Here is a 22,424-nt window from a genome sequence, read left to right as displayed (position 1 = left end):
AGTTCATATGTCGCGTCACCCTTCAAGCATTGGAGATTGGCGAAAGCCGTCGTGACATCTGATCTCCCTCCTTGCGGGGGAGATGGCCGGCAGGCCAGAGGGGGGTGCTGTCCCGCTGGCGTCTCCAATGTCCGGCATTCATTGAAGCCTTCCGCACACCCTTCGAATCCGCCTATAATACCCCCATGCCCATTCGCCAGCTTTCCGAAACGATGATCAACCAGATCGCCGCCGGCGAAGTCATCGAGCGTCCGGCGAGCGTGGTGAAGGAACTGGTCGAAAACGCGCTCGACGCCGGCGCCTCCCGCGTCGAGGTCGTCACTGCCGGCGGCGGGCTGAACCTGATCCGCGTCACCGATGACGGCTCCGGTATCCCCGAACAGGAACTGGCGCTGGCCATTGCGCGCCACTGCACCTCGAAACTTGCCGACAACATTCATGATATCCGCTCGCTCGGCTTCCGTGGCGAGGCGCTGCCGTCGATCGGTTCGGTGGCGCGGCTGTCGATCCGTTCGCGCACGACCGCAGGCGACGCTGCCGCCGAGATCGCCATCGAAGGCGGCCGCGTTTCGGCGGTCAAGCCGGCGGCGGCCAATCGCGGCACAACGGTCGAGGTGCGCGACCTGTTCTTTGCCACGCCGGCGCGGCTCAAATTCATGAAGGGCGAGCGGGCCGAAAGCTCGGCCACCAGCGACGTGGTCAAGCGCATCGCCATCGCCTTCCCCGCCGTGCGCTTCACGCTGGCCGGCTCGGACCGCTCGACGCTGGAATTGCCGGCGACCGATGACAGTACCGAGGGCAGCCTGCGCCGCGTCGCTCAGGTGATGGGCGCCGAGTTTCCCGACAATTCCATCGCTATCGACGCCAGCCGGGACGGCGTGCACCTGACCGGCCACGTCTCGATCCCGTCCTTCACCCGCGCCAACGCGCTGCAGCAATATGCCTATGTCAACGGCCGGCCAGTGCGCGACAAGCTGATCGCCGGCGCCATTCGCGGCGCTTTCGCCGATGTGCTGCCGCGCGACCGGCACGCGGTGACCGTGCTGTTCCTGACGCTCGATCCGGCGACCGTCGACGTCAACGTCCACCCAGCCAAGGCCGATGTGCGCTTTCGCGACCCCGGCCTGGTGCGCGGGCTGATCGTCGGCGCCATTCGCGAGGCGCTGGCCAATGCCGGCATCCGCGCCGCCACCAGCGGGGCCGCCGGGATGGTGGCGGCGTTCCGGCCGGGAGCCGCCTCCTACGCCCATGCGGGTCCTGCCAACGGTCATCGCAGTTATGACGCGGCCTACCGGGCCTCGGGCTTTTCGGGCTTTGACCGCTCGCCACAGCGGCCGCTGGATATGGGATTTGACGGCGCCGGCTTCCGCGAAAACGACCAGGCTGCATTCGACGCCGGTCCGCTCGCCAGCGCCGATGCGCGTGCCGGATTAGCCGAGCCGGCCGAGACGCTGCTCGGCACCGCGCTGGGCGCCGCCCGCGCGCAGGTCCACGAGAACTACATCGTCGCCCAGACCAGGGATTCGCTTGTCATCGTCGACCAGCACGCGGCGCATGAGCGGCTGGTCTACGAGGCGCTGAAGAATGCCCTGCACTCGCGCGCGGTGCCCTCGCAGATGCTGCTTCTGCCGGAGATCGTCGACCTGCCGGAGGAGGACGCCGAGCGGCTGGCCATGCATTCCGAAACGCTGGCCCGGTTCGGCCTCGGCATTGAGCGTTTCGGTCCCGGCGCGGTGGCGGTGCGCGAGACGCCGTCGATGCTCGGCGAAACCAATGTCCAGCAATTGGTGCGTGATCTTGCCGACGAGATCGCCGACAACGACACGATCGAGACGCTGAAGGAACGACTGGACAAGATCGCCGCGACTATGGCCTGCCACGGCTCGGTCCGCTCCGGCCGCCTGCTCAAGCCTGAGGAGATGAACGCGCTGCTGCGCCAGATGGAAGCAACGCCGGGCTCCGGCACCTGCAACCACGGCCGCCCGACCTATATCGAACTCAAGCTCGCCGATATAGAGCGGCTGTTTGGGCGGCGGTGAGCACAAGCCAGGTCAGGGCACACGCTCAATTCACCAACAGGCGATAATCCTTGAACCTATGAGAGAAAACGTAATCCCTTGAGTAACCGTCGCTACCGCCGCGAAAATTCACGGAGATTATCTCGAAGCTTCTCCCAACCTGTTTTTGAACATTCATGTAGATGGGAGTCATCAGCATGCCGGCATCGCAATCGTCGTCATCGAAAGCGATCTCCTGAACGACCTTCTTTTTCTTCTTATCGATGACCCGCAGCTTATTCATGCAGACGAGAAAGCCCGCTTTCTCGTAGACCCCGGCAAATCTGTGGGTGGCTGTCTGCGCCCAGTGGGAATCTCGACGGTGCCGTCAACCTTCGTCGAGGCTTGCGACCTTCTTCAGCGTGATCGGGAACTTGTCCGAGCCCTTGCTCCAAGTCCCTGTTGCGCCGCTTTCGCCAAGGTCGAGAGAAAACGGACATCCGGTGGTGCCAACGGGCGTTTTCGATCCCATGACCAGCACCCGGTCGAACTCCCTGTCGTCCGCATCGCAAAGGAAGACGCTGGTGCCACTGATCTTGCCGTACACCGCTATCGGGCTTTGCTTCGCGTCGTAGAAATAGCTTCCTTCGACCGTAATCCCGCTGCCGAAACTGCCATATCTCTGCAGTGACAGATGGACTGGATTAGGCCCGATGGACCCTTCGTAGTTTTCGACCTGGTACCAGCCAGCGACGGCTTTCCCGGTCAGCAGCAAAACGCAAAAGATTGCCGATATGAACAGTTTTCCCATTCCATCCCCCAGCCAGGCAACTCACCATAACGGTCCTTCCTCCGGGTGTCTGCAGCTGTCGGATACGGCTCCCGGTTTGAGTCCGGAAACGGTTCCAACTTTTTGTTTTAACGCTTCAAATTCACCACGATGACACCGCCGAGCGCCAGCGCGCCGCCGAGGAGACCGAGCAGTGTCGGCACTTCGCCCAGCCAGAAGAAGCCGATCAGGGCAGACATGGGCGAGACCAGATAGAGGAAGTTCGACGCGCGCGCTGCCGGAAGACGCGACAGTGCGGTTGCCCAGGCGGCATAGGCGATCAGGCTGGGCACGATGCCAAGAAAGATCACGGCACCGATACCGGCCGTGTTAGCGACCGCGGCCTGCGCAAAGCCGCTCGGCAGAAAGGGTGCCAGGCAAAGCGCGCCAAGGATCATGTTGGAGGCCGAAATGGTCAGCGGGTGATGGCGGGCAAAGAGCGGCTTCTGCACGATCGTATTGACGGCCGAGCACAGCGCGGAGCCAAGAACCAGCAGCGCGCCGGTGTCGAAACTCAAGCCATTGCCGTCGGCCACGGCGATGATGCCGATGCCGGCGAAAGAAATCGCCGTGCCGAACCAGGCCCAGCTTGAGAAGCGCTCGCCCAGCAATGCCATTGCCATGATGGCGGTGAAGATCGGGCTGACATTGATGATGAAACCGGCGGCACCCGCCGAAACCGTCAGTTCGCCGAAATTGAGCATGACAGTGTAGAGCGCGACGAAGATGGCGCCGCCGAAAACCAGGCGCCACACTTCGTCGAGCCTCGGCAGCGCCGGGCGCTTGACGGCAAGAAAGATCGCTGCCGGCACCGCGGCAATGGCAAAGCGCAGCGCACCGAGTTCTAGCGGCCCGAAAGCGGCGAGGCCGGCACGGATGGCGGGAAAGGCCGAGGCCCAGCCAACCACCGTCAACGCCACGGCGATGGCCGCCGTGGTGTCCATCCGCTGTGTCGGATTCGACGTGCTGGTCGTTGCGCTCATCTGCCTGTCCTCGGGTGCCCAGAGTGTTGAAAGGCAGAAAGCGCCTTTTCGGCGCCGTTGACAAACGATCAAATCGTGGATCACCTGTGACTATGGATCACAGCTCAGACACAATGGTGCCGCTCGAGACCCTGCGCGCCTTCGATGCGGCGGCGCGAACGGGGAGCTTTTCGGCCGCGGCCGAGAAGCTCAACATCACCCACGGCGCCGTCAGCCGGCAGATCGCCAAGCTGGAGGACTGGCTGGGCTTGAAAGTGTTCGACCGCGGCGCGCGCGGCGTCTCGCTGACCATCGAGGGCAACCGCCTGCATCTGCGCACGGCGGAAGCCTTTGCGCTGATCTCCAGCCATTCCGACCGCTGGGTCGAGCCGCGCGGCACCGCCGTGGTGCGGCTGACCTCGATACCCTCCGTCAGCGGGCTGTGGCTGATGCCACGCATGGCGGCGCTGGAGAACAATCCCACCAAGCTGCGCATCGTGCTCGACGTCGACATCCGCCAGGCCGACCTTGCCGATGAAGGCATCGACCTGTCGGTCCGCTGCGGCCGCGGCGGCATTCCGGGCCGCATCTCGGTGAAGCTGTTCGAGGAACATGTCTTTCCCGTCGCCGCGCCCGGCCTTGCCCACGAGATCGGTCGCGGCGACCCGGCCCGGCTGCTGAGGTTTCCACTGATCAACGATTCCGACGCCTCCGGCTGGCGTGCCTGGTTTGCCGCGCAAGGGATGGACTACCGCCCGCGCCCGCAGGATCGCCGCTTCGAGGACTATAATCTGGTGCTCGACGCTGCCGCCTATGGGCTCGGCATCGCGCTGGCACGGCCACCGCTGACCGGACATCAGTTGGAGGCAGGCCGCATCGTCGCCGTCGACGAGCGCACGGCGCTGAACCCGGTGTCGTACTGGCTCGACCGGCCGCTTGGGCGGCCGCGCACGGCTGCCGCCGAACTTTCACGCCGTATCGCTGTCGAGGCGGGGCTGGCGATGGACAAGATGGAAGCATTCCTCGAAGCCGAGCGGTAGCGGCGATTGTTCGGTGCTCAGCCAAGCACCAGCAAGGCGAGCCCGACAATGGCAACGGCCAGAAACCCGGCAGCCAGCGCCATCAGGCCGACACGCATCTGCTGCCGGCCTTCGGGCTGGACCGTGTCATTCGACCCAGACATCGCCTGCCCCCGCTTCGCCGCCGCGCCGGTGGCGGAGGCGCGGCGCGGCGGCGAAACCCCCGGTGCGAGAAGCGCAAACCAGGGCAGTCCTGCCGGCTTTGCGGCAGCGCCATCATCGGCCCTGGCCGGCGGCACCGGCAGACCGCGCTGTGCATCGTCGTTGGCTGGCGTCGCCTTGCCTGTCGCAGCCGTTGTCGGCCCGAAATCGTCGGGCGCCGCGTCACCCGGTTCGGCAAGGGCCAGATAGGCCTGCAGGATCTCGGCTGAACCCGTCTGCTGCCCCTTTGCGACGGCTGCGGACAACAGCGCCTGCAGCGCCGGCGCCGCTGCCGGCTGCAAAGGCGCACCGGATGGCGTCGGCTGCACCAGCGCCTTTATAAGTGCTGCTTTCGCCGGATCGGCCTTCGCCGACGGCACCGCTGCCAATATCATGGCCTCGCGCAGCAGCGCAGTCAGGCGGGCGGATGAAATGTCCATGCCGGTCCCATAAGAATGGTTTGGAGCCGACAATAGCGCCTCAGCATTGCGTCAAGCTTGACCTTGCCGGCAATTTATGGCGATGAAATCAGCATGAACTCTGGCACCACCCCATGATGAACCGCTTCGAAGGCCCTGGCGGCAAGGAAGCCCGGATCCGCTATCTCGACGGCGACTTCCAAGTCACCAGCCCCGGCGCATTCGTGCGCTGCGCTGTGACCGGTGAGAGCATTCCGCTGGACGAGCTCAAATATTGGAGCGTCGCCAGGCAGGAGCCCTATGTCAGCGCCGCCGCCTCGCTGCGCCGCGAGATCGAAACGCATCCGGACCTGCGCAGCCGGGGTTAAAGGCGCGCACAGAGCCGTTGGTCGCGTTCCTTCACACCCCCCTCTGTCCTGCCGGACATCTCCCCCGCAACGGGGGAGATTGGATGATCATCTTTGCTTTCGCCAAATCACCAGCGTTGCAGAATGAGCGCCATTGGCAAAGCTGCTGATCTCCCTCCTTGCGGGGGAGATGGCCGGCAGGCCAGAGGGGGGTGCTGTCCGCCAGCATCTCCGCGTGACGCTGCACGCCCTACCCTCGCAGCTTGCGCTGTCTCCAGGCATCCAGCGTCTCGTCGATGATGCGCTCCGGCACAGTGTCGAGTTCGAACGTGGCGTCGATCTCCAGCACGGCGAGTTCAGCGAGGAAATCGGCCGGGGCAGCGCCATGGCGCAGCCGGGCGGCGTCCTTGGCGGTGGTGACGAGGCCCAGTCCATCGCGGCGCGCGGTTGCCGCCAGTTCCGCGAGCTCATCAGGGGCATAGAAGTGATGGTCCGGAAACGACCGGGTCAGCGCCACTTCCGCACCGGTGCCGCGCAGCGTCTCGAAGAATTTTTCGGGATGGCCGATGCCGGCAAAGGCGAGGAACCGCCGGCCGGCGAACCGCTCCTTGCCGCCCGGTTCAGCATGCGCCTCGAAGATCGGCCGGCCGGCGCGCGCCGCCTGGCGCACGACCTGGTCGGCGGCGGTGCCCTCGCCCATCTTCAACAGCCCATCGGTGAACACCAGTTGGTCGACGACGTTGGCGCGCAGCGGCCCACCCGGAATGACGCGGCCATTGCCGATGCCGTAGCGGGCGTCGACGACGACCAGCGCATAATCAATATGGATGCGCGCGCTCTGAAAACCGTCATCCATGATCAGGAAATCGCAGCCATGGGCTTCCATGAGCAGCTTGGCGCCGGCGGCGCGGTTCGGGCTTACCGCAACCGGCGCATGCTCGGCCAGAAGCAGCGGCTCGTCGCCGACATGCTTGGCGGCGTCGTGACTGGCATCGACAACATGCGGCTGCGCAAACGAGCCGCCATGGCCGCGCGACAGGAATCCGGGATTGAGCTGCATGCGCCTGGCCTGCTTGGCCAGCGCGATGGCGACCGGCGTCTTGCCGCTGCCGCCGACGGTGAAGTTGCCGACGCAAAGCACTGGTGCGTCGATCTTTTCACGTACCGCCCGGTGCATACGGCGGCCGGCGACCATGCCATAAATCGCTGATAGCGGCGACAGCGCAAAGACCCGCCAGTCCGGCGCTTCCCACCAGAAAGGTGGTGCTTCGGACGCCACCTATCGCCCGTCGGCGCCCTTCAGGCGCGACTTGACGATCAATGGCTGGATATAAGGCTCAAGCGATTTCAGCGTGTGCGCCAGCGCACCGCGCATCTGGTCGACGGTGGCGGCACCGGCCGCCATCATCTCATGGCGCGCGACTTCATTGCTCAACAGGAAATTGACGGCGCCGGCCAGCATGTCGCGGTCGCGCACCAGCTTGGCGCCGCCACTGTCGAGCAGACGCTGATAGGCTTCGCGGAAATTCTGGACGTTGCGGCCGGCAAGCACGGCGGTGTCGAGCATGGCCGGCTCCAGCGGGTTCTGGCCGCCTTCCGAGGTCAGCGAGCGGCCGACAAAGGCGATTTCCGTCAGCCGGAGATAAAGCCCCATCTCGCCGATCGTATCGCCGAGCAGGATATCGGTGTCGGCGGTGATCCTGTCGCCCTTGCTGCGCCGCGCCAGCTTCAGCCCCATGCCGGAAATCTGCGCCGCAAGGGCTTCGGCGCGGTCGGGATGGCGCGGGACGATGATCGTCAGCAGGCCATGGTGGCGCTTGTAGAGCGTGGCGTGGACTTCCGCCGCGACCACCTCCTCGCCGTCATGGGTCGAAATTGCCGCCCAGGTCGGGCGGCCGGCGATCTGGCGCTTCAGCGTCGCCAGCGCCCGTTCGTCGACGGGGGGCGGCAAGGTGTCGACCTTGAGGTTGCCGGACACGGTGACCGGCCGGGCGCCAAGCGCGCGAAACCGTTCGCCGTCGACATCCGACTGGGCAACGACGTGTGCGAGGTTCTCGAACAGCGCCTCGGCGATGTTGGCGCGCTTCTTCCAGGATTTGAACGAACGGTCGGACAGCCGGCCGTTGACCAGCACCTGCGGCACGTGTCGGGCGCCGAGCTCGAGGATGGTCATCGGCCATATCTCGGATTCGGCGATGATAGCCAGGTCCGGCCGCCAGTGATCGAGAAAGCGGCTGACGGCCGGCTTCAGGTCGAGCGGAACATATTGGTGGATGATGCGGTCGCCCAGCCGTTCGTCGGCAACCTGCGCCGAGGTCACTGTTCCCGTCGTCAGCACGATGTTGACACCGTAGTCGAGGATGCTTTGCACCAGCGGCACGACCGCAAGGGTCTCGCCGACGCTTGCCGCATGGATCCAGATCACCGGCCCTTCGGGGCGCGGCCGCCCGGCAACGCCGTAGCGCTCACGGCTGCGGCTGCGGTCTTCCTTGCCCTGCGATGTGCGCCAGGCGACATAGGGACCCATCAGCGGATAGGCGGCTGCACCGGCAAGGCGGTAGGCCGCCAGGAAGGCGCGCGCCCAGCCGACGCTCATGGCCTGCCGTCCACGAGCCGATAGGCCTCGGCGGTTGCGGCATTGAGCGCGGCCGTGACTTCCTGGCGCTTGCGCTCCATTTCGGCCTCGTCGGCATTGGCCGGCACGAAAACCGGCGTTCCGATGACGATCGAGGAGCGGCCGAACGGCAGGTTGATGGTGGTCTTGTCCCAGCTCCTTTCCAGCACCTTGCGGCGGCTGGTGGCGATGGCGGCAGGCATGATCGGCCGGCCGGAAAGGCGTGCCAGCAGAACGATACCAAGCCCCGCGTCGCGCGGCGTGCCGTGGGGAATGTCGGCGATCATGGCGACGTTCTTGCCGGCCACGAGTGACTTTTTCAGGGCGATGAGCGCCTTGGCGCCGCCCTTGTCGAGATGCTTCGTGCTTTCACGCCCGCCGGAGCCGCGCACCGCCTCGATGCCGAATTTTTCGATCATCAGCGCGTTGAGTTCGGCGTCGGCGCTGCGCGAGACCATGGCGACCAGCGGCCGTCCCTTGGGATAATAGGCTGGGGTCAGCAGATGCTGGCCATGCCAGAGCGCGATGATGCCGGGTTCGAATTCGGCGTAGTCGCCGCCTGAAAATTTAGCCGAGCCTTCGACCACGCGGTTGGTCAGGCGCACCAGGCGGACGAACTGGGCGAGCAGGCTGACGATCATGCTCTTGACGATTCGCGACTGCGCCAACGGCTCGCGGATCTTGCGCCAGAATGTCTTCGAACTGCCGCCGCGTCTTCTTCGGACCGCGGCGCCGGTGGGCTGCCCTTTCACCGCTTCATGCTCCATCGCTGTCAACCGGCGGCCTTGCTTTCAGGGTCGAGCAGCCGGTGCAGATGGACGACGAAATAGCGCATATGGGCATTGTCCACGCTGGCTTGCGCCTTTGCCTTCCACGCGGTGTGCGCGGTTTGATAGTCCGGATAAACGCCAACGATGTCGAGCGCGTCGAGATCGCGGAACTCGGTGCCTCCCAGCTTCTTCAGCTCGCCGCCGAACACCAGGTGCAAAAGCTGTTTCTTTCCGTCTTCCGCGGCCATTTCGGTCCTTCACATATTGTGAGTTTGCGACAGGTCTAGCCCAAAGCTGCCGACTTTGGAACCTTCGATCACGCTTCCGTATCGGCAATGACGCCGGCAAGCACGGTCAGCAACTGCCCGCTGCCGGCGACCAGCGCGCCGTGACGGATGATCTCCCCGGCATAAAGCGGCGCGCGGCCATGGCCGTCGAGCACGGCGCCGCCAGCCTCGCGCAAGATGAGATCGGCGGCGGCGATATCCCAGTCATGCGCGTTGGGCTTGACGAAGGTGGCGTCGAGCGTGCCGTTGGCGACCATCGCCAGCCGGTAGGCGAGCGAGGGAATGTGCGCCGCCCGCCGCACCCGGCCCTGCCATTGCGGCGGCATCAGGTCGATCAACTGCTTCAGCCCGCCGATCTCGACCGTCTCGCCCAACTGGCGCACGGCAATCGGCTTGCCGTTGCAGAAAGCTCCATGGCCAGGCAACGCCCAATAGGTTTCGCCCTTGGCCGGACATTCGAGCACACCGGTGAGCGTGCGGCCGTTCTCGACCACGGCGACGCTGACGCACCAGGAGCGCAGACCTTCGAGGAAGCCGCGGGTGCCGTCTATGGGGTCGACGACAAAGGTGCGCCGCGCCAGAAGCCGCGCCGGATCGTCAGTCGTTTCCTCTGATAGCCAGCCATAGTCCGGCCGCGCCGCAAGCAGGGTCTCGCGCAAATAGGCGTCCGCCGCGTGGTCGGCTTCGCTGACCGGCGAGGTGCCGCCCTTCATCCACACTTGCGGGTTCTTGCCGAAATAGCGCATGGCGATCGCGCCCGCCTCGCGGGCGGCGTCGCGCAGCAGATCGAGGTCGTCCGAGGCCCCGGCCGATATGACCGGGTCACGCTCCGGCAAGGGTCATTCCTTCGATCAGCAGCGTCGGTGCGGCGGTGCCGAAATCGCGGTCAAGATCGCTCGCCGGCACCATGTTGAGGAACATCGTCTTCAAATTGGAGGCGATGGTCACCTCGGCCACCGGATAGGCAAGCTCACCATTGTCGATCCAGAAGCCGGATGCGCCACGGCTGTATTCGCCGGTCACCATGTCGACGCCCTGGCCGAACACTTCGGTGACATAAAAGCCGGATTTCAGCGACCTGATCAGGTCTTCCGGCGTCCTGTCGCCCGGCTCGATGGCGAGATTGGTCGAAGACGGCGATACCGACGAGCCGCTGCGCGCGCCGCGTCCGTTGGTGGTCAGCCCCAATTCCCGCGCGGCGGACGTCGACAGGAACCAGTGCTTCAGCACGCCGTTCTCGACCATCAACAGCTTTTCGCCCTCGACGCCTTCGCCGTCGAACGGGCGCGAGGCCTGGCCGCGACGCCGTAGCGGCTCGTCGGTGACGGTGATGGCAGCCGACGCAACCTGCTTGCCCATCATCTCGCGCAAGAAACTGGTCTTGCGCGCCACCGAAGCGCCGTTGATGGCGCCGGCGAGATGGCCGGCAATGCCGCGCGCGACGCGCGGATCGAACACAACGTTGACCGGACCGGTCGCCGCCTTGCGGGCGCCGAGGCGGCGCACGGCGCGCTCGCCGGCCTTGCGGCCGATCAGCTCCGGCGCGTCGAGATCGGAAAAATGCTGGTTCGAGGAGTATTCGTAGTCGCGCTCCATGCCGGTGCCTTCGCCCGCAATAACGCTGGCCGAACGCGAAAAGCGCGATGCGACATAGTGGCCGACGAAGCCGTTCGACGTGGCCAGCACCAGCCCGCCAAGACCGGCGCTGGCGCCGCTGCCGGCCGAATTGGTGACGCCCTTGACTGCAAGGGCCGCTTCCTCGGCGGCAAGGGCCGCTTCCTTCAACTGATCGGCCGAAACCTCGGTGGCGTCGAACAGATCGAGGTCGCGCACCTTGCCGACCAGCAAAGCCGGATCGGCGAGACCCTGATAGGGGTCCTCGGGCGAGACTTTGGCCATGGCCACGGCGCGCTCAGCCAGCGCCTTGGGGTCCGATGCCGCCGTCGCCGAGACGCTCGCCACCCGGTTGCCGACGAAGACGCGCAGCGAGACATCGTCGCCCTCGGACGCTTCGGTGTTCTCGACCTTTCCCAGCCGCACCGACACGCCGATCGAGCGGCCGCGCACGGCAACCGCGTCGGCGGCGTCGGCGCCGGCCCGCTTGGCAGCCTCGACCAGTGCCGCGACGCGGTCGGTCAATTTCGCTGCCTCTGGTGTATCGGTCATGCGCATGGTCCTGGCTGAAGCCGCGCCGGGCGGTAGCGGCTGTTGCACCATCTATTGTCCCAATGCGGCTTGTGCAATGGCGCACGGGCAATTGTCCCGCTGCGGCATAGCGCCCAAGCGGCCCGCAAAGCCCATCCGCGGCGGCCGCCACAGACGCGCGGCTTGACCGGTTTGTGAGTTTAACCAAGGCCGATTTCCGTCAAGGAGTGGCGACTGGCGTCCAGATCACGTCATCGATCCTCGTCGCGCCCGTTGCCAGCATCACCAGCCGGTCGAAGCCAAGCGCCGAGCCGCTGGCTTGCGGCATGATGGCGAGGGCGGCGAGAAAATCCTCATCCAGCGGATAGCGCTCGCCATAAACGCGCTCCTTCTCGTCCATCTCGGCGGCAAAGCGCCGGCGCTGCTCGACCGGATCGGTCAGTTCGCCAAAAGCATTGGCGAGCTCGACGCCGCAGCAATAGAGCTCGAAGCGCTCGGCCACGCGCTGGTCCTCCGCGCTCGGCCGGGCGAGCGCCGCTTCCGAGATCGGATAGCCGTACAAGATGGTGGCCCGCCCCTGCCCCAGCACCGGTTCGACCTTCTCGACCATTACCCGGCTGAACAAATCGGCCCAGTTGTCATCGTCGGCCGTGCGCAGGCCGACCTTGACCAGAGCATCATGGAGTGCGGCGCGGTCTGTGCCGCCATCGGCAGAAACGGTGGCAAGAAGATCGATGCCGGCGTAACGCGCAAAAGCTTCCGCCACGCTCACGCGTTCCGGTTCGGCGAACGGATCGGCCTCGCGGCCGCGAAAGCGGAAGGTTTTGGCGCCGGCCCGCTCGGCTGTCAGCTTCAGCAGTTCGGCGCAATCGGCCATCAGGCTGTCATAGGTTTCGCCGACCCGATACCATTCCAGCATGGTGAATTCGGGATGGTGCAAGGGGCCGCGCTCGCGGTTGCGCCAGACGGCGCCCAGGCTGAAGATCCGCCGCTCGCCGGCGGCAAGCAGCTTCTTGCAGGCGAACTCCGGCGAGGTGTGGAGATAAAGCGGCCGGCGCGCGCCGTCGGCGCCGATCGCCTCGGTGGCGAAGGCTGAGAGATGCGCCTCGTTGCCGGGCGAAATCTGCAATGCCGCCGTCTCGACCTCGATGAAGTCGCGCTCGCCAAACCAGCCGCGCATTGCGGCAGCTATGGCGTTGCGGGCCATCAGCCGCGGCCGGCGGTCGGCGTGAACATCCGGCGTCCACCAGGGCGAAGCGCCAGTCATGGGTTTGCCGGGCAACGGAATTGCTGACAGGGCTGGCGGTTCGGGCCAAGATGCGCTACGGCGACGGCTCTCGCAGCCGATTTGCGCCGAACGATCGTTTCAGGCCAACGAAGTCTAGGATTGAAAACCGTGGTGAAGGTCATCGCCAGTTCGCTCCGTAAAGGCAATGTCGTCGACAAGGACGGCAAGCTTTACGTGATCCTCTTTGCCGAAAACATCCACCCTGGCAAGGGTACGCCGGTCACCCAGCTCGACATGCGCCGCATCTCCGACGGGGTGAAGGTTTCGGAGCGCTACCGCACCACCGAGCAGGTCGAGCGCGCCTATGTCGAGGAGCGCGAGCACACCTTCCTCTACGCCGACGCCGAGGGGTATCACTTCATGAACCCGGAAAGCTACGACCAGGTCGCGGTGCCGGAAAGCGTGGTCGGCGACATGGCGCCCTACCTGCTCGAAGGCATGGCGGTGCAGATCTCGCAGTTCAACGGCATCGCCATAGCCCTGGTGCTGCCGCAGCGCGCTACTTTCGAAGTGGTCGAGACGGAGCCGACGACCAAAGGCCAGACGGCGTCCTCGTCATACAAGCCGGCCGTGCTTTCCAACGGCGTGCGCACGCTGGTGCCGCCGCACATCGCGCCGGGCACCCGCGTGGTGGTGATGACGGCTGACGGTGCTTATGTGGAGCGGGCGAAGGACTGACGCGCGAGCGCTTCCGTCCTGGTTGATCCGTTGCATTGCCTTCTGCGGCCGCTGGCTCGATAGTCCTGCCGATGTGGCAGACCTTTGTGACCTACTGGCCTCTGATCCTTGTGATCATTCCGATGCTGATGGCCGCCATCGGCATCGTCCACGCAATCATGACCAAGGAAGACGTGCGCGCCGCCACCGGCTGGGTCGGCGTGATGATCTTGTCGCCGTTCCTTGGCGCGATCATCTATGCCATTGCCGGCATCAACCGCATCCGCCGCGCCACGATCAGCGCCATGCGGCCCGTCGCCGGTGAAGCCGAGACAGCCAAACACGACCACGACATTGCGCTCGAAGCACTCATTTCAGCCGAATTCGGCCAGCGCTTTGCCGGCCTGAAGACGCTAGGCGACAGGGTGGCGCGGCGCGCACTGACGTCGGCAAACGCGATCACGATCCTCAGGACCGGCGACGAAGCTTACGCAGCAATGTGCCGGGCGATAGACAGTGCACAGCGCAGCATTCTGCTCGAGACCTACATCTTCGACAATGACGAGATCGGACGACGTTTTGTCGGATCGCTGGCCGGAGCGGTCCGGCGCGGTGTGACGGTTCGCGTGCTGATCGATGCGGTGGGCGTGCGCTATTCCGTGCCCAGCATTCTTGGGACACTCCGGGAAGCCGGCGTCACCGTCGATCTGTTCAACGGCAACATCGTCATGGGCCTGAGACTTCCCTATGCGAATTTGAGGACGCACAGGAAAATCCTGATCGTCGACGGCGCGGTGGCATTCACCGGAGGCATGAACATCCGCAAGGGGTTCTCGGCTGAATTCGCTGGCACTGCCAGCTCGGCGGATACGCATTTCCAGGTCACGGGGCCGGTCGTGGCCGACCTGTTCGCGGTTGCCGCCGAGGACTGGCGTTTTGCCGGCAACGAGGCGCTCAAGGACGAGGTCTGGCACGTGGCAAAGCCCTCGCCGCCTCCCGGTCAGCCGATCCTGGTGCGGGCGGTGGCGTCGGGGCCGGATGCCAGCATCGAAACCAACCACAAGCTGCTGATGGGCGCATTTTCCGTCGCCCGCAAATCGATCCGCATCATGTCGCCCTATTTCCTGCCGGACCGGGAATTTGTCAGCGCGCTGGTCACGGCTGCCCGGCGCGGCGTCGAGATCGACATCGTCGTGCCCGCGGTCAACAATCTCTTCCTGGTCGGCCGCGCCATGACGGCGCAATACGACCAGGTGCTGAAGCACTATTGCCGCGTCTGGCGCCATGAAGGGTCGTTCGACCATTCGAAGCTGTTGTCGGTCGATGGCGTGTGGGCCTATGTCGGCTCCTCCAACCTCGACGCCCGGTCGCTGCGGCTGAATTTCGAAATCGACCTGGAGGTGCTGGATACCGGCTTTGCCGCCGAGATCGAGGGGCGCATCGGAGCGGCAATCGCTTCCGCCAAACCCGTCACACTCGCAACCCTAAGAGCGCGGCCATTTGTCATCCGGGTTTTTGACCGGTTGTTATGGCTGGGATCGCCCTATCTTTAGAATCAGGACAGATTGAACGCAGGCCTATGGATATAAACGGACGCAGCCTTCCTGAAACCGTGCTCCTGTCGATCCGCGGCAGGAAAGCGCGCAAGGCGAACGCGACGCCGCGCAAGCACATTGAAGGGACCCAGATGGTGGTCGCCTCCTACAACGTCCACAAATGCATCGGCACCGACCGCAGGTTCGACCCCGAACGGACCGCCCGCGTCATCCGCGAGATCGGCCCCGACGTCATCGCGCTGCAGGAAGCCGACAACCGATTCGGCGACCGCGCCGGGCTGCTCGATCTTGCCCGGATCGAACACGAAACCGGGCTGGTGCCGGTGCCGGTTTCCGGAAGCGGCAAGGGCCATGGCTGGCGTGGCAACGTGCTTTTGTTCAAGCGCGGCACGGTGCGCGACGTCCATCAGATCAAGCTTCCGGGACTGGAGCCCCGCGGCGCGCTGGTTGCCGAGATCGACCTCGACGAAACGCGCACTCTGCGCGTCATCGCCGCGCATCTCGGCCTGTTGCGCCGCTCGCGCTCGGAGCAGGCCCGCGTCGTGCTCGACATCATGAGCAACCAGGATGAAAGGCCGACCTTGCTGCTCGGCGACCTCAACGAATGGCGGCTGGGCAACCGCTCGGCGCTCAAGACGCTGCACGCCACCTTTGGTTTCACGCCGGCGGCGGTGCCGACTTTCCCCTCAGGCCTGCCGGTACTGGCGCTCGACCGGATCATGGCCAACCGGCACGGCATGGTCTCGTCGGTGGAAGCTCATGATACGCCGCTGTCGCGGGTTGCGTCGGATCATTTGCCGCTGACGGCGTTTGTCAGCCTGTAACTCATCCGTCCCGCAGCCAGACCAGCATCTCACCGGGTTCACGGTTGTCCCAGGCAAAGTACGGGACGGCGGTGATTTTCGTTTCGCTCACCGCCGGCGGATCGGTGCGATAGAGCCCGGTTTCCCAGTTTTCCTGAGCTTCCTTGCTGGCAAGTGCCGAAAGCGTGACGATGCCGCCGAGCAGGTTCGGCTCGGCATGCGCCTCGATTTTTGCCGTTCGCGGCAGAGCGATCCGATGCAACTGGCCGGCATTGTCGGTCTCCTCGACGCAATAGATCAGCGGACCGCGCGCAAGTGCGACGCGGCCGATGTCCTGACGCACCTCCGGATTGGCGAACAGACGGGCGATCGACATTTCGAGATCGAGTTCGACCCGGTCGCCCTGGCGCCACTCGCGCCGGATCGCGGCATAGCCGTCGCTGGTGATGCCGTCCAGATCGACCGCGGCGCCGTTGATCTTGAGCGCCGCCTTGCCGCACCAGGACGGGACGCGCAGGTGCAAGGTGAATTCCGCCGGAGCGTCGGCTTCGATCCGGATCGAGACCGCGCCATCCCAGGGATAATTGCTGGTCTGAATCAGACTGACCGCCCGGTTCGATATGTCGAAGCGCGCGGTGCTGTCGCCGTAGAGATGAACGGCCAGCGCGTCGTCCGACAGGCTGTAGAAATAGCTGCCGATGGAGGCGACCATGCGGCCGATATTGGGCGGGCAACAGGGGCAGCGATGCCATTTCCAGCGATTGTGCCTGCCCCGGCTCTCCAACGGGTTCTCGTAGAAGAACAGCGAGCCGTCGAGCGACAGGCCGGAGATCGAGCCGTTGTAGAGTGCCCGCTCCATCATGTCGGCGTAGCGGGCGTTGGGACCCATGCCGAGCATGCGGCTGGCCCAGAACACCAGGCCGACCGAGGCACAGGTCTCGGCATAGGCGGTTTCGTTGGGCAGGTCGTAGTCGCTGGTAAAGCCCTCATTGTGCGCCGACGGCCCGAGGCCGCCGGTGATATAGAGGTTCTTGGTGGTGAGATCGTTCCACAGCCGGTCGAGCGCTACCCTGAGCGTGTCGTCGCCATATTCGGTGGCGATGTCGGCCATGCCGGAATAGAGGTACATCGCCCTGACCGCATGGCCGACGACCTTGTCCTGCTCGCGCACCGGCTTGTGCGACTGGTTGTACTCATAAGTCTTGAAATGATAGGCCTTCGGATCGGCGCCGCGCGCACGCGCCTCCTCGTCGAAATAATGCGGCTGTTGCCCGCGCTGGTCGATGAAATACCTGGCCAGGTCCATGTATTTCTGCTCGCCGGTAGCCCGCGCCAGCTTGACCAGCGCCAGCTCGATCTCCTCATGGCCGCAATAGCCCTTCTTCTTGCCCGGCTCCGGGCCGAAGGTGTCGGCGATATGGTCGACGTAGCGGCACATGATATCCAGCAGCTTGCGCTTGCCGGTGGCCTGGTAGTAGGCGACCGCGCCTTCGATCAGATGGCCGGCGCAATAGAGCTCGTGGCAATCGCGCAGATTGGTCCAGCGCTTGCCGGGCTGGATACGCTGGTACCAGCTGGAGAGATAACCGTCTTCCTGCTGCAGTCTGCCGTAGAGGTCGATGACGGCATCGATCTTCTTCTCGAGCGCCGCGTTCTTGCGCCGGTAGAGCGAATAGGCCGCGGTCTCGATGGTCTTGCCCCAATCGGAGTCCCAGAACATCTGCGTCGTCACCGTCGAGCCGGTGAAGCCGGGGCTGGCCGCCTCGTCGGGCGACGGCGAATGGAACGAAATGACGACGCCCGGCGAGGGCCGGTCCGGGTCGATCTGCTCCAGCATGCGCGCCTCGACGCAGCGCTCGTAGAGGATGTCGGCGGTGCGCGACGCCACGGCATCGACACGGTCGCCCCAGAAGCCGCGGACATCGACCTGCGGCACCGGCAGTGGGCGGAAGGCGAGTTTGCCGGGCTTGGCGGATGGTTGAACGGTCATCGTGTCACTCCGTTGGATATTGGTCATTCACGGCGGGTCATTTCACCGCGCCGGCCATCAGGCCGCGGATGTAGAAGCGCTGCAGCAAGAGGAAGAGCACCAGGCACGGCACCATCATCACGGTGACGCCCGCCTGCACCGCGCCCCAGTCGATGGCGCCGAAGCGGCCCGACTGAAGTGCGGTCATCATGATCGGCAGCGTGAATTTGGACTGGTCGGTCATCAGCACCAGGGCGGCGAGGAACTCGTTCCAGGCGCCGAGGAAGGCAAACAGTGCGATGGTGACGATGCCCGGCCAGACCAGCGGCAGCATCACCTTCAACAGCATGGTGACGTTGTTGGCGCCGTCCATGCGCGCGGCCTCCTCGATCTCGCGCGGCACCGCGTCGAAGGCGTTGCGCATCATGAAGATCGAGAACGGCAATTGCAGCGTGGTGTAGACCAGGACCAGCCCGGTCAGCGTGTTGTGCAGGCCGACCTTGGTCAGCACCAGGAAGATCGGCGTCAGGATGGACTGGAAGGGGATCATGATCGTCGACAGGATGACGATGAAGAGCACATCCTTCATCGGAAAGCGGAAGCGCGAAAAGCCATAGCCGGCCAGCACGCTGACGACGACCGACAGGATCACCGTCATGGAGGCGACATAGAGGCTGTTTTGCGCCGGCAGCCAGAGGCCGTCGCCAAAGGTGTCGAGCGTGCGGTAGTTCTCGATCGAGAAGCCGGTCGTCGGCCATGGCGGCAGCGGCGGCTGGCGCGCCTCCTGCGCCGGCTTGAAGGTCGACAGCACGGCCCAGACGATCGGCGCGATGAACAGCGCGGACGCGATCATGCCGGTCGAATGCTCGGCGATCCTGAGCCAGAGGCGGCTGCTGCGGCTTCTTGCCTGCGCCATCAGTCGATGCCCTCCGGCTTGCGCAGCAGCCACAGCTGAACCAGGCTGAGCGCCACCAGTATGGCCAGCAGGATCATCGACAAAGCTGCGCCATAGCCGAGCTTGAACGAGACGAAAGACTGGTTGAAGATCCAGTAGACGGCGGTCAGCGTCTGGTTGCGCGGGCCGCCGCGCAGGATGATGTAGAACTGGTCGAAGGCGAGGATCGAACCGGCGATCGACAGGATCAGCGCCAGCGCCAGCGTGCGGCGCATCAGCGGCAGGGTGATGGCGCGAAAGCGCGCGAACGGCCCTGCCCCGTCGATCATCGCGGCTTCCTGCAGGTCGGTCGGGATCGACTGCAGGCCGGTCATCAGGATGATCATGGTGAAGCCCGCCACCTTCCAGACGACCATGGCGATGATCGACCAGAAGGCCGGCTGGAAAGTCGCCAGAAGGTTGAACTTTTTCGCCGTCAGGCCGAAATCGTAGGCGGCCGGGCTGAACAGGCCGGAATCGACATTGAGCAGCCACGACCAGAGCAGGCTGGCCGAGGCGAAGCCGACGACCGCCGGCATGAAGAAGGATGTCCGGTAAAAGCCGGTCAGCCGCCTGGGCTTTTCGATGAACAGCGCCAGCGGAAAGGCGACGGCGAAGATCACGATGGTGACGATCACGGTGTAGTAGGCGGTGAAGCTCAGCGCGTTCCAAAAACGGTTGTCGCGCAGGATCGCCCGGTAATTGTCGAAGCCGATGTAAAAATGCTCGCCCATCAGCGGCCAGTTGTGCAGCGACATCCAGGCGGTCATGCCGAGCGGAATGATGAAGAACACGACGACCAGCGCCACGGCCGGCGCGACATAGAGCAGGCCGATCCACTGCCGGCGGCCGGCGCCGACCAGTTTTCTGGCGCGTGGCGGGGTGGTGGTGGTGATGGTCATTTACCCTCCCCCTTGTGGGGAGGGTAGCTGCGCAGCAGCGGGGTGGGGGTGCGGCGCCGGCCTCCCACCCGGACCTGCGGTCCGACCTCCCCGCAAGGGAGAGGTAGGGCGTCGGTGCGATGATTGAGAATGCCAGAGGTCATGCTGCTCTTCCGTTGGATCTCGTAGGGCGGTGGGACACACCTCCCCCACCCCGCTGCTTCGCAGCGACCCTCCCCACAAGGGGGAGGGTAAGGAGCGCCGGCCGCCCGTCCAGGGAGACGGACCGGGCGGCCGGATCAGGACCCGCGACGGCAAGGGCGTTGCACCGCCCTCGCCGCCGGCCAGTCCTTATTTCTGCGCCTGGTCGATGATCGACTGCATGGTCTCTTGTGCATTGGCGATGGCGCCGTCGACGTCGTCGCCGAAGACGACCTCGTTGATCATCTGCGTCCACGGACCGTTGGCCGAGTTGATCAGGTCGTTGAACACCACGGAATAGGGCGTGCGGCCCTTGGCCATGGCTTCGGCGGCGATCTGGTAGCGCGGATCGAGATCCTTCAGCGCCTCCTTGGCGATGTCGCCGCGCACCGGCAGGCTGCCGTATTTGGCCAGGATGGTCTGGCCTTCGAGCGAATAGGCGAAGTCGAGAAACTCCTTCACCACGGCGAGCTTCTTGGTGCCCTTGGTGACGACAAAATTGTCGCCGCCGGCAAACGAAGACCAGCCGCTGTCCTTGCCCGGCAGGAAAGTGACGCCATAGTCGATATCCGGATACTGCGTGTTGAGCGCGCCGATGGCGAAGGCGCCGGACGGCGAAATGCCGATATTGCCGGTGGCGAAGGCGGCAAAGAAATTGGCGCCGGTGTCGGTCTGCGCGCCGGCCGGCACCAGATCCTTCTTGACCATCGAGCGGTAGAGGTCGATGGCGCCGCGCAGCTGCGGGCTGTCCAGCGTCGCCTTCGAGCCGTCCTCGGAGAGGATGTCGCCGCCCGAGGCCCACACCAGCGGCGTGAAGGTGAAGATATTGCAGCCGCCGCAATTGCCGGAGAAATAAAAGCCCTTGATGTCGCCGCCAAGCGCATTGACCTTCTCGGCATCGGCCTCGATCTCGGCCCAGTTGGCCGGCCCCTTGTCGGGATCGAGACCCGCCTGCTTGAACAATTTCTTGTTCCAGATCAGCACCGAGGCATCGGCCGAGAACGGCAGCCCGTAAATGTGGTCCTTGTAGGTGCCGGTCTTGACATGCGCCGGCGACAGGCTGGCGAAATAAGGCAGCGATTTCGCCCAATCGGTGATGTCCTCGAGCTGGCCGGCGGCGGCAAAGGACGGCGTGTAGATCAAGTCGAGCGACAGCGCGTCGGGCGCCGTGCCGCCGGCGGCGGCGGCGCCATATTTCGGGATGATCTCGGCATTGGGAATGATGTCGAGCTTAACCTGGTTCTCATGGCCCTTGTTGAAGGCATCGACGATGCGCGGCATGAAGTTCGAGCCGTCGGCGCGAACCCAGATGTTGGCGGTGTCGGCGGCCATTGCAGGCAAGGCAATGATGCTCGCGGCGAGCGCGAACCCGGTAATCACGGTCTTCATGGTTTTCCTCCTCATGGTTCTGTTCTCCTCCCTGTTGCGGCGCGCTCTTGGATCGCGCCGCGCGTTCTCCTAGCCGTCCGGCGGACGGCCGCATGACTGACGCACCACCAGCCGGCACGGCAGTTTTCGAATGCCCGGCGCGGCGGGTTGGCCGCCGACGAGCGAAAGCAGAGTGAGGCCGGCCTCGCGGCCGAGCGCTGCCAGGTTCATGTCGACCGAGGTCAGCGGCGGGCGGGTTGCCTCGGCCACGATCTCCCAATTGTCGAAGCCGATGACGCCGACATCGCCAGGCACGCCTAAGCCGCGCTCGCGCAGCGCATCGATGACGCCGCGCGCGATCTGGTCGTTGCCGCAGAACACGGCGTCGGGTTTCTCCCCCTTCTTGTTGAAGAGCGTTGGGCCGTCGAACAGCTTTCCGACGGCTTCATGCCCCCAGGCTTCCGACCACGAGCCGAGCAAGGGCTCGGTGACCGGCAGGCCGTGCGCGGCCAGCACATCGCGAAAAGCCTGTGCCCGCTCATTCACCACGGCAAAACTTTCGGGACCGCTGACATGGGCGATGCGCCGCCGCCCGAGCCGGCAAAAATGCTCGACCGCCAGCCGCGCGCCGCCGGCATCGTCGGAGACGAAGGCGATGGCATCGGGATCGGGCTGGCTGAAGGCGTAGATGACGGGCACGCCGAGATTGGCGAGGTCGACCGGCAAATGGCGGTCGATGCGCTTGCCGCTGGCGATGATGCCATCGATGCGCTTGTCCAGCATCGCCTCGACATGCAGCTGCGCCAGCCGCGGATCGTCCTCGACATTGCACAGGAACACCGAGACGCCGGCATCGACCAGCGCATCCGAAATGCCCGACATGACCGGCAGCGAAAAGCGGCCGTAGGTATCGTTGGTCAACAGGCCGACGGTAAAAGAGCGCCGCCGAAGCAGGCTCTGCGCCAGGCTGTTGGGGCGAAAGCCGAGCCGCTGCGCCGTCTCGCGAATGCGCTGGCGCGTCTCGGCAGTCATCCGCCCCTGTCCGTTCAGCGCCTTGGAGGCCGTGGCCACACTGACACCAGCCATCGCCGCGACTTCACGCAGGGTGACTGGTTGTTTGGCGGGTGCTGGCGAGACGTCGGAGGGCATATTTCGGGTGTCGGTCCTCGGTTTGGGA

At 65.0% G+C, this 22,424-nt stretch carries 22 protein-coding genes; 6 read left to right on the top strand and 16 right to left on the bottom strand.

Annotated elements, in window-relative coordinates:
* Nucleotides 1-185: 185 nt before the first annotated feature.
* On the top strand, nucleotides 186-2,039 hold the full coding sequence (gene mutL, locus ACYG9V_RS15210) for a DNA mismatch repair endonuclease MutL (RefSeq protein ID WP_352764138.1): 1,854 nt from the start codon (nucleotides 186-188) through the stop codon (nucleotides 2,037-2,039).
* A 25-nt stretch (nucleotides 2,040-2,064) separates the two neighbouring features.
* Here mutL and ACYG9V_RS15205 read toward each other — a convergent pair whose 3' ends face one another.
* From ACYG9V_RS15205 to ACYG9V_RS15195, 3 genes are all read right to left on the bottom strand, one after another.
* On the bottom strand, nucleotides 2,065-2,301 hold the full coding sequence (locus ACYG9V_RS15205; RefSeq protein ID WP_352764137.1) for a hypothetical protein: 237 nt from the start codon (nucleotides 2,299-2,301) through the stop codon (nucleotides 2,065-2,067).
* Between the two features lie 84 nt (nucleotides 2,302-2,385).
* Nucleotides 2,386-2,808 carry a hypothetical protein gene (locus ACYG9V_RS15200; protein WP_352764135.1) on the bottom strand — a complete coding sequence of 141 codons (423 nt, stop codon included), beginning with the start codon at nucleotides 2,806-2,808 and terminating at the stop codon, nucleotides 2,386-2,388.
* A gap of 107 nt (nucleotides 2,809-2,915) precedes the next feature.
* Complete coding sequence (locus ACYG9V_RS15195) at nucleotides 2,916-3,809, bottom strand: DMT family transporter (protein WP_023715225.1); 894 nt, start codon at nucleotides 3,807-3,809, stop codon at nucleotides 2,916-2,918.
* A 92-nt stretch (nucleotides 3,810-3,901) separates the two neighbouring features.
* Between ACYG9V_RS15195 and ACYG9V_RS15190 the strand changes: the two genes are divergently transcribed.
* Nucleotides 3,902-4,828 carry a LysR family transcriptional regulator gene (locus tag ACYG9V_RS15190; protein ID WP_352764133.1) on the top strand — a complete coding sequence of 309 codons (927 nt, stop codon included), beginning with the start codon at nucleotides 3,902-3,904 and terminating at the stop codon, nucleotides 4,826-4,828.
* Between the two features lie 17 nt (nucleotides 4,829-4,845).
* Here the strand turns inward: ACYG9V_RS15190 and ACYG9V_RS15185 are convergent, their stop codons facing one another.
* Complete coding sequence (locus ACYG9V_RS15185; RefSeq protein ID WP_460221967.1) at nucleotides 4,846-5,448, bottom strand: hypothetical protein; 603 nt, start codon at nucleotides 5,446-5,448, stop codon at nucleotides 4,846-4,848.
* 113 nt (nucleotides 5,449-5,561) lie between these two features.
* Between ACYG9V_RS15185 and ACYG9V_RS15180 the strand changes: the two genes are divergently transcribed.
* Complete coding sequence (locus tag ACYG9V_RS15180) at nucleotides 5,562-5,795, top strand: DUF2093 domain-containing protein (RefSeq protein WP_023671580.1); 234 nt, start codon at nucleotides 5,562-5,564, stop codon at nucleotides 5,793-5,795.
* A 229-nt stretch (nucleotides 5,796-6,024) separates the two neighbouring features.
* Here the strand turns inward: ACYG9V_RS15180 and lpxK are convergent, their stop codons facing one another.
* The 7 genes from lpxK to epmA form a co-directional block, all read right to left on the bottom strand.
* A complete protein-coding gene (lpxK, locus tag ACYG9V_RS15175) occupies nucleotides 6,025-7,053 on the bottom strand; it encodes a tetraacyldisaccharide 4'-kinase (protein WP_286487464.1) in 1,029 nt (342 codons plus the stop codon).
* The gene (gene waaA / locus ACYG9V_RS15170; protein WP_023671577.1) at nucleotides 7,054-8,370 is read right to left on the bottom strand and encodes a lipid IV(A) 3-deoxy-D-manno-octulosonic acid transferase; all 1,317 of its coding nucleotides are present in this window, start codon (nucleotides 8,368-8,370) and stop codon (nucleotides 7,054-7,056) included.
* Entirely contained in the window at nucleotides 8,367-9,155 is a 789-nt protein-coding gene (locus ACYG9V_RS15165; RefSeq protein WP_023682942.1) for a lysophospholipid acyltransferase family protein, read from the bottom strand. Before ACYG9V_RS15165 ends, waaA begins: the two co-directional genes overlap by 4 nt.
* Before the next feature lie 5 nt (nucleotides 9,156-9,160).
* Nucleotides 9,161-9,406 (bottom strand): DUF4170 domain-containing protein, encoded by a 246-nt coding sequence (locus tag ACYG9V_RS15160; RefSeq protein WP_023682943.1) that lies wholly within the window; start codon nucleotides 9,404-9,406, stop codon nucleotides 9,161-9,163.
* A 68-nt stretch (nucleotides 9,407-9,474) separates the two neighbouring features.
* A complete protein-coding gene (locus ACYG9V_RS15155) occupies nucleotides 9,475-10,281 on the bottom strand; it encodes a 3'(2'),5'-bisphosphate nucleotidase CysQ (RefSeq protein WP_352652149.1) in 807 nt (268 codons plus the stop codon).
* The gene (locus ACYG9V_RS15150; protein ID WP_023816274.1) at nucleotides 10,268-11,611 is read right to left on the bottom strand and encodes a TldD/PmbA family protein; all 1,344 of its coding nucleotides are present in this window, start codon (nucleotides 11,609-11,611) and stop codon (nucleotides 10,268-10,270) included. Before ACYG9V_RS15150 ends, ACYG9V_RS15155 begins: the two co-directional genes overlap by 14 nt.
* A gap of 199 nt (nucleotides 11,612-11,810) precedes the next feature.
* Complete coding sequence (epmA, locus tag ACYG9V_RS15145; protein ID WP_352764130.1) at nucleotides 11,811-12,857, bottom strand: EF-P lysine aminoacylase EpmA; 1,047 nt, start codon at nucleotides 12,855-12,857, stop codon at nucleotides 11,811-11,813.
* A gap of 129 nt (nucleotides 12,858-12,986) precedes the next feature.
* On the opposite strand from epmA, the gene efp reads away from it, so the two are divergent.
* The 3 genes from efp (at nucleotide 12,987) to ACYG9V_RS15130 (ending at nucleotide 15,915) form a co-directional block, all read left to right on the top strand.
* Entirely contained in the window at nucleotides 12,987-13,556 is a 570-nt protein-coding gene (efp, locus tag ACYG9V_RS15140) for an elongation factor P (RefSeq protein WP_023682947.1), read from the top strand.
* A gap of 71 nt (nucleotides 13,557-13,627) precedes the next feature.
* Nucleotides 13,628-15,088: a phospholipase D-like domain-containing protein gene (locus tag ACYG9V_RS15135; protein WP_023705755.1), complete on the top strand. Its 1,461-nt coding sequence runs from the start codon at nucleotides 13,628-13,630 to the stop codon at nucleotides 15,086-15,088.
* 26 nt (nucleotides 15,089-15,114) lie between these two features.
* On the top strand, nucleotides 15,115-15,915 hold the full coding sequence (locus ACYG9V_RS15130; protein WP_352764127.1) for an endonuclease/exonuclease/phosphatase family protein: 801 nt from the start codon (nucleotides 15,115-15,117) through the stop codon (nucleotides 15,913-15,915).
* Between the two features lies 1 nt (nucleotide 15,916).
* On the opposite strand, the gene ACYG9V_RS15125 is transcribed toward ACYG9V_RS15130, so the two are convergent.
* The 5 genes from ACYG9V_RS15125 to ACYG9V_RS15105 all read right to left on the bottom strand — a co-directional run bounded on the left by ACYG9V_RS15125 (nucleotide 15,917) and on the right by ACYG9V_RS15105 (nucleotide 22,396).
* On the bottom strand, nucleotides 15,917-17,884 hold the full coding sequence (locus ACYG9V_RS15125; RefSeq protein ID WP_352764124.1) for a glycoside hydrolase family 127 protein: 1,968 nt from the start codon (nucleotides 17,882-17,884) through the stop codon (nucleotides 15,917-15,919).
* A gap of 37 nt (nucleotides 17,885-17,921) precedes the next feature.
* Nucleotides 17,922-18,779, bottom strand: a complete 858-nt coding sequence (locus tag ACYG9V_RS15120) for a carbohydrate ABC transporter permease (RefSeq protein ID WP_352764123.1) — start codon at nucleotides 18,777-18,779, stop codon at nucleotides 17,922-17,924.
* Entirely contained in the window at nucleotides 18,779-19,699 is a 921-nt protein-coding gene (locus ACYG9V_RS15115; protein ID WP_023682952.1) for a carbohydrate ABC transporter permease, read from the bottom strand. The genes ACYG9V_RS15120 and ACYG9V_RS15115 overlap by 1 nt, the downstream gene beginning before the upstream one ends.
* A gap of 330 nt (nucleotides 19,700-20,029) precedes the next feature.
* Nucleotides 20,030-21,268, bottom strand: coding sequence for an ABC transporter substrate-binding protein (locus tag ACYG9V_RS15110; RefSeq protein ID WP_023824528.1), 1,239 nt, complete (start codon nucleotides 21,266-21,268; stop codon nucleotides 20,030-20,032).
* 69 nt (nucleotides 21,269-21,337) lie between these two features.
* On the bottom strand, nucleotides 21,338-22,396 hold the full coding sequence (locus ACYG9V_RS15105; protein WP_352499215.1) for a LacI family DNA-binding transcriptional regulator: 1,059 nt from the start codon (nucleotides 22,394-22,396) through the stop codon (nucleotides 21,338-21,340).
* Nucleotides 22,397-22,424: the final 28 nt, after the last annotated feature.

The sequence above is a fragment of the Mesorhizobium sp. W016 genome (assembly GCF_054719485.1).
The sequence above is the reverse complement of the archived record's forward strand: the minus strand, read 5'-3'. Positions and strand labels throughout refer to the sequence as shown.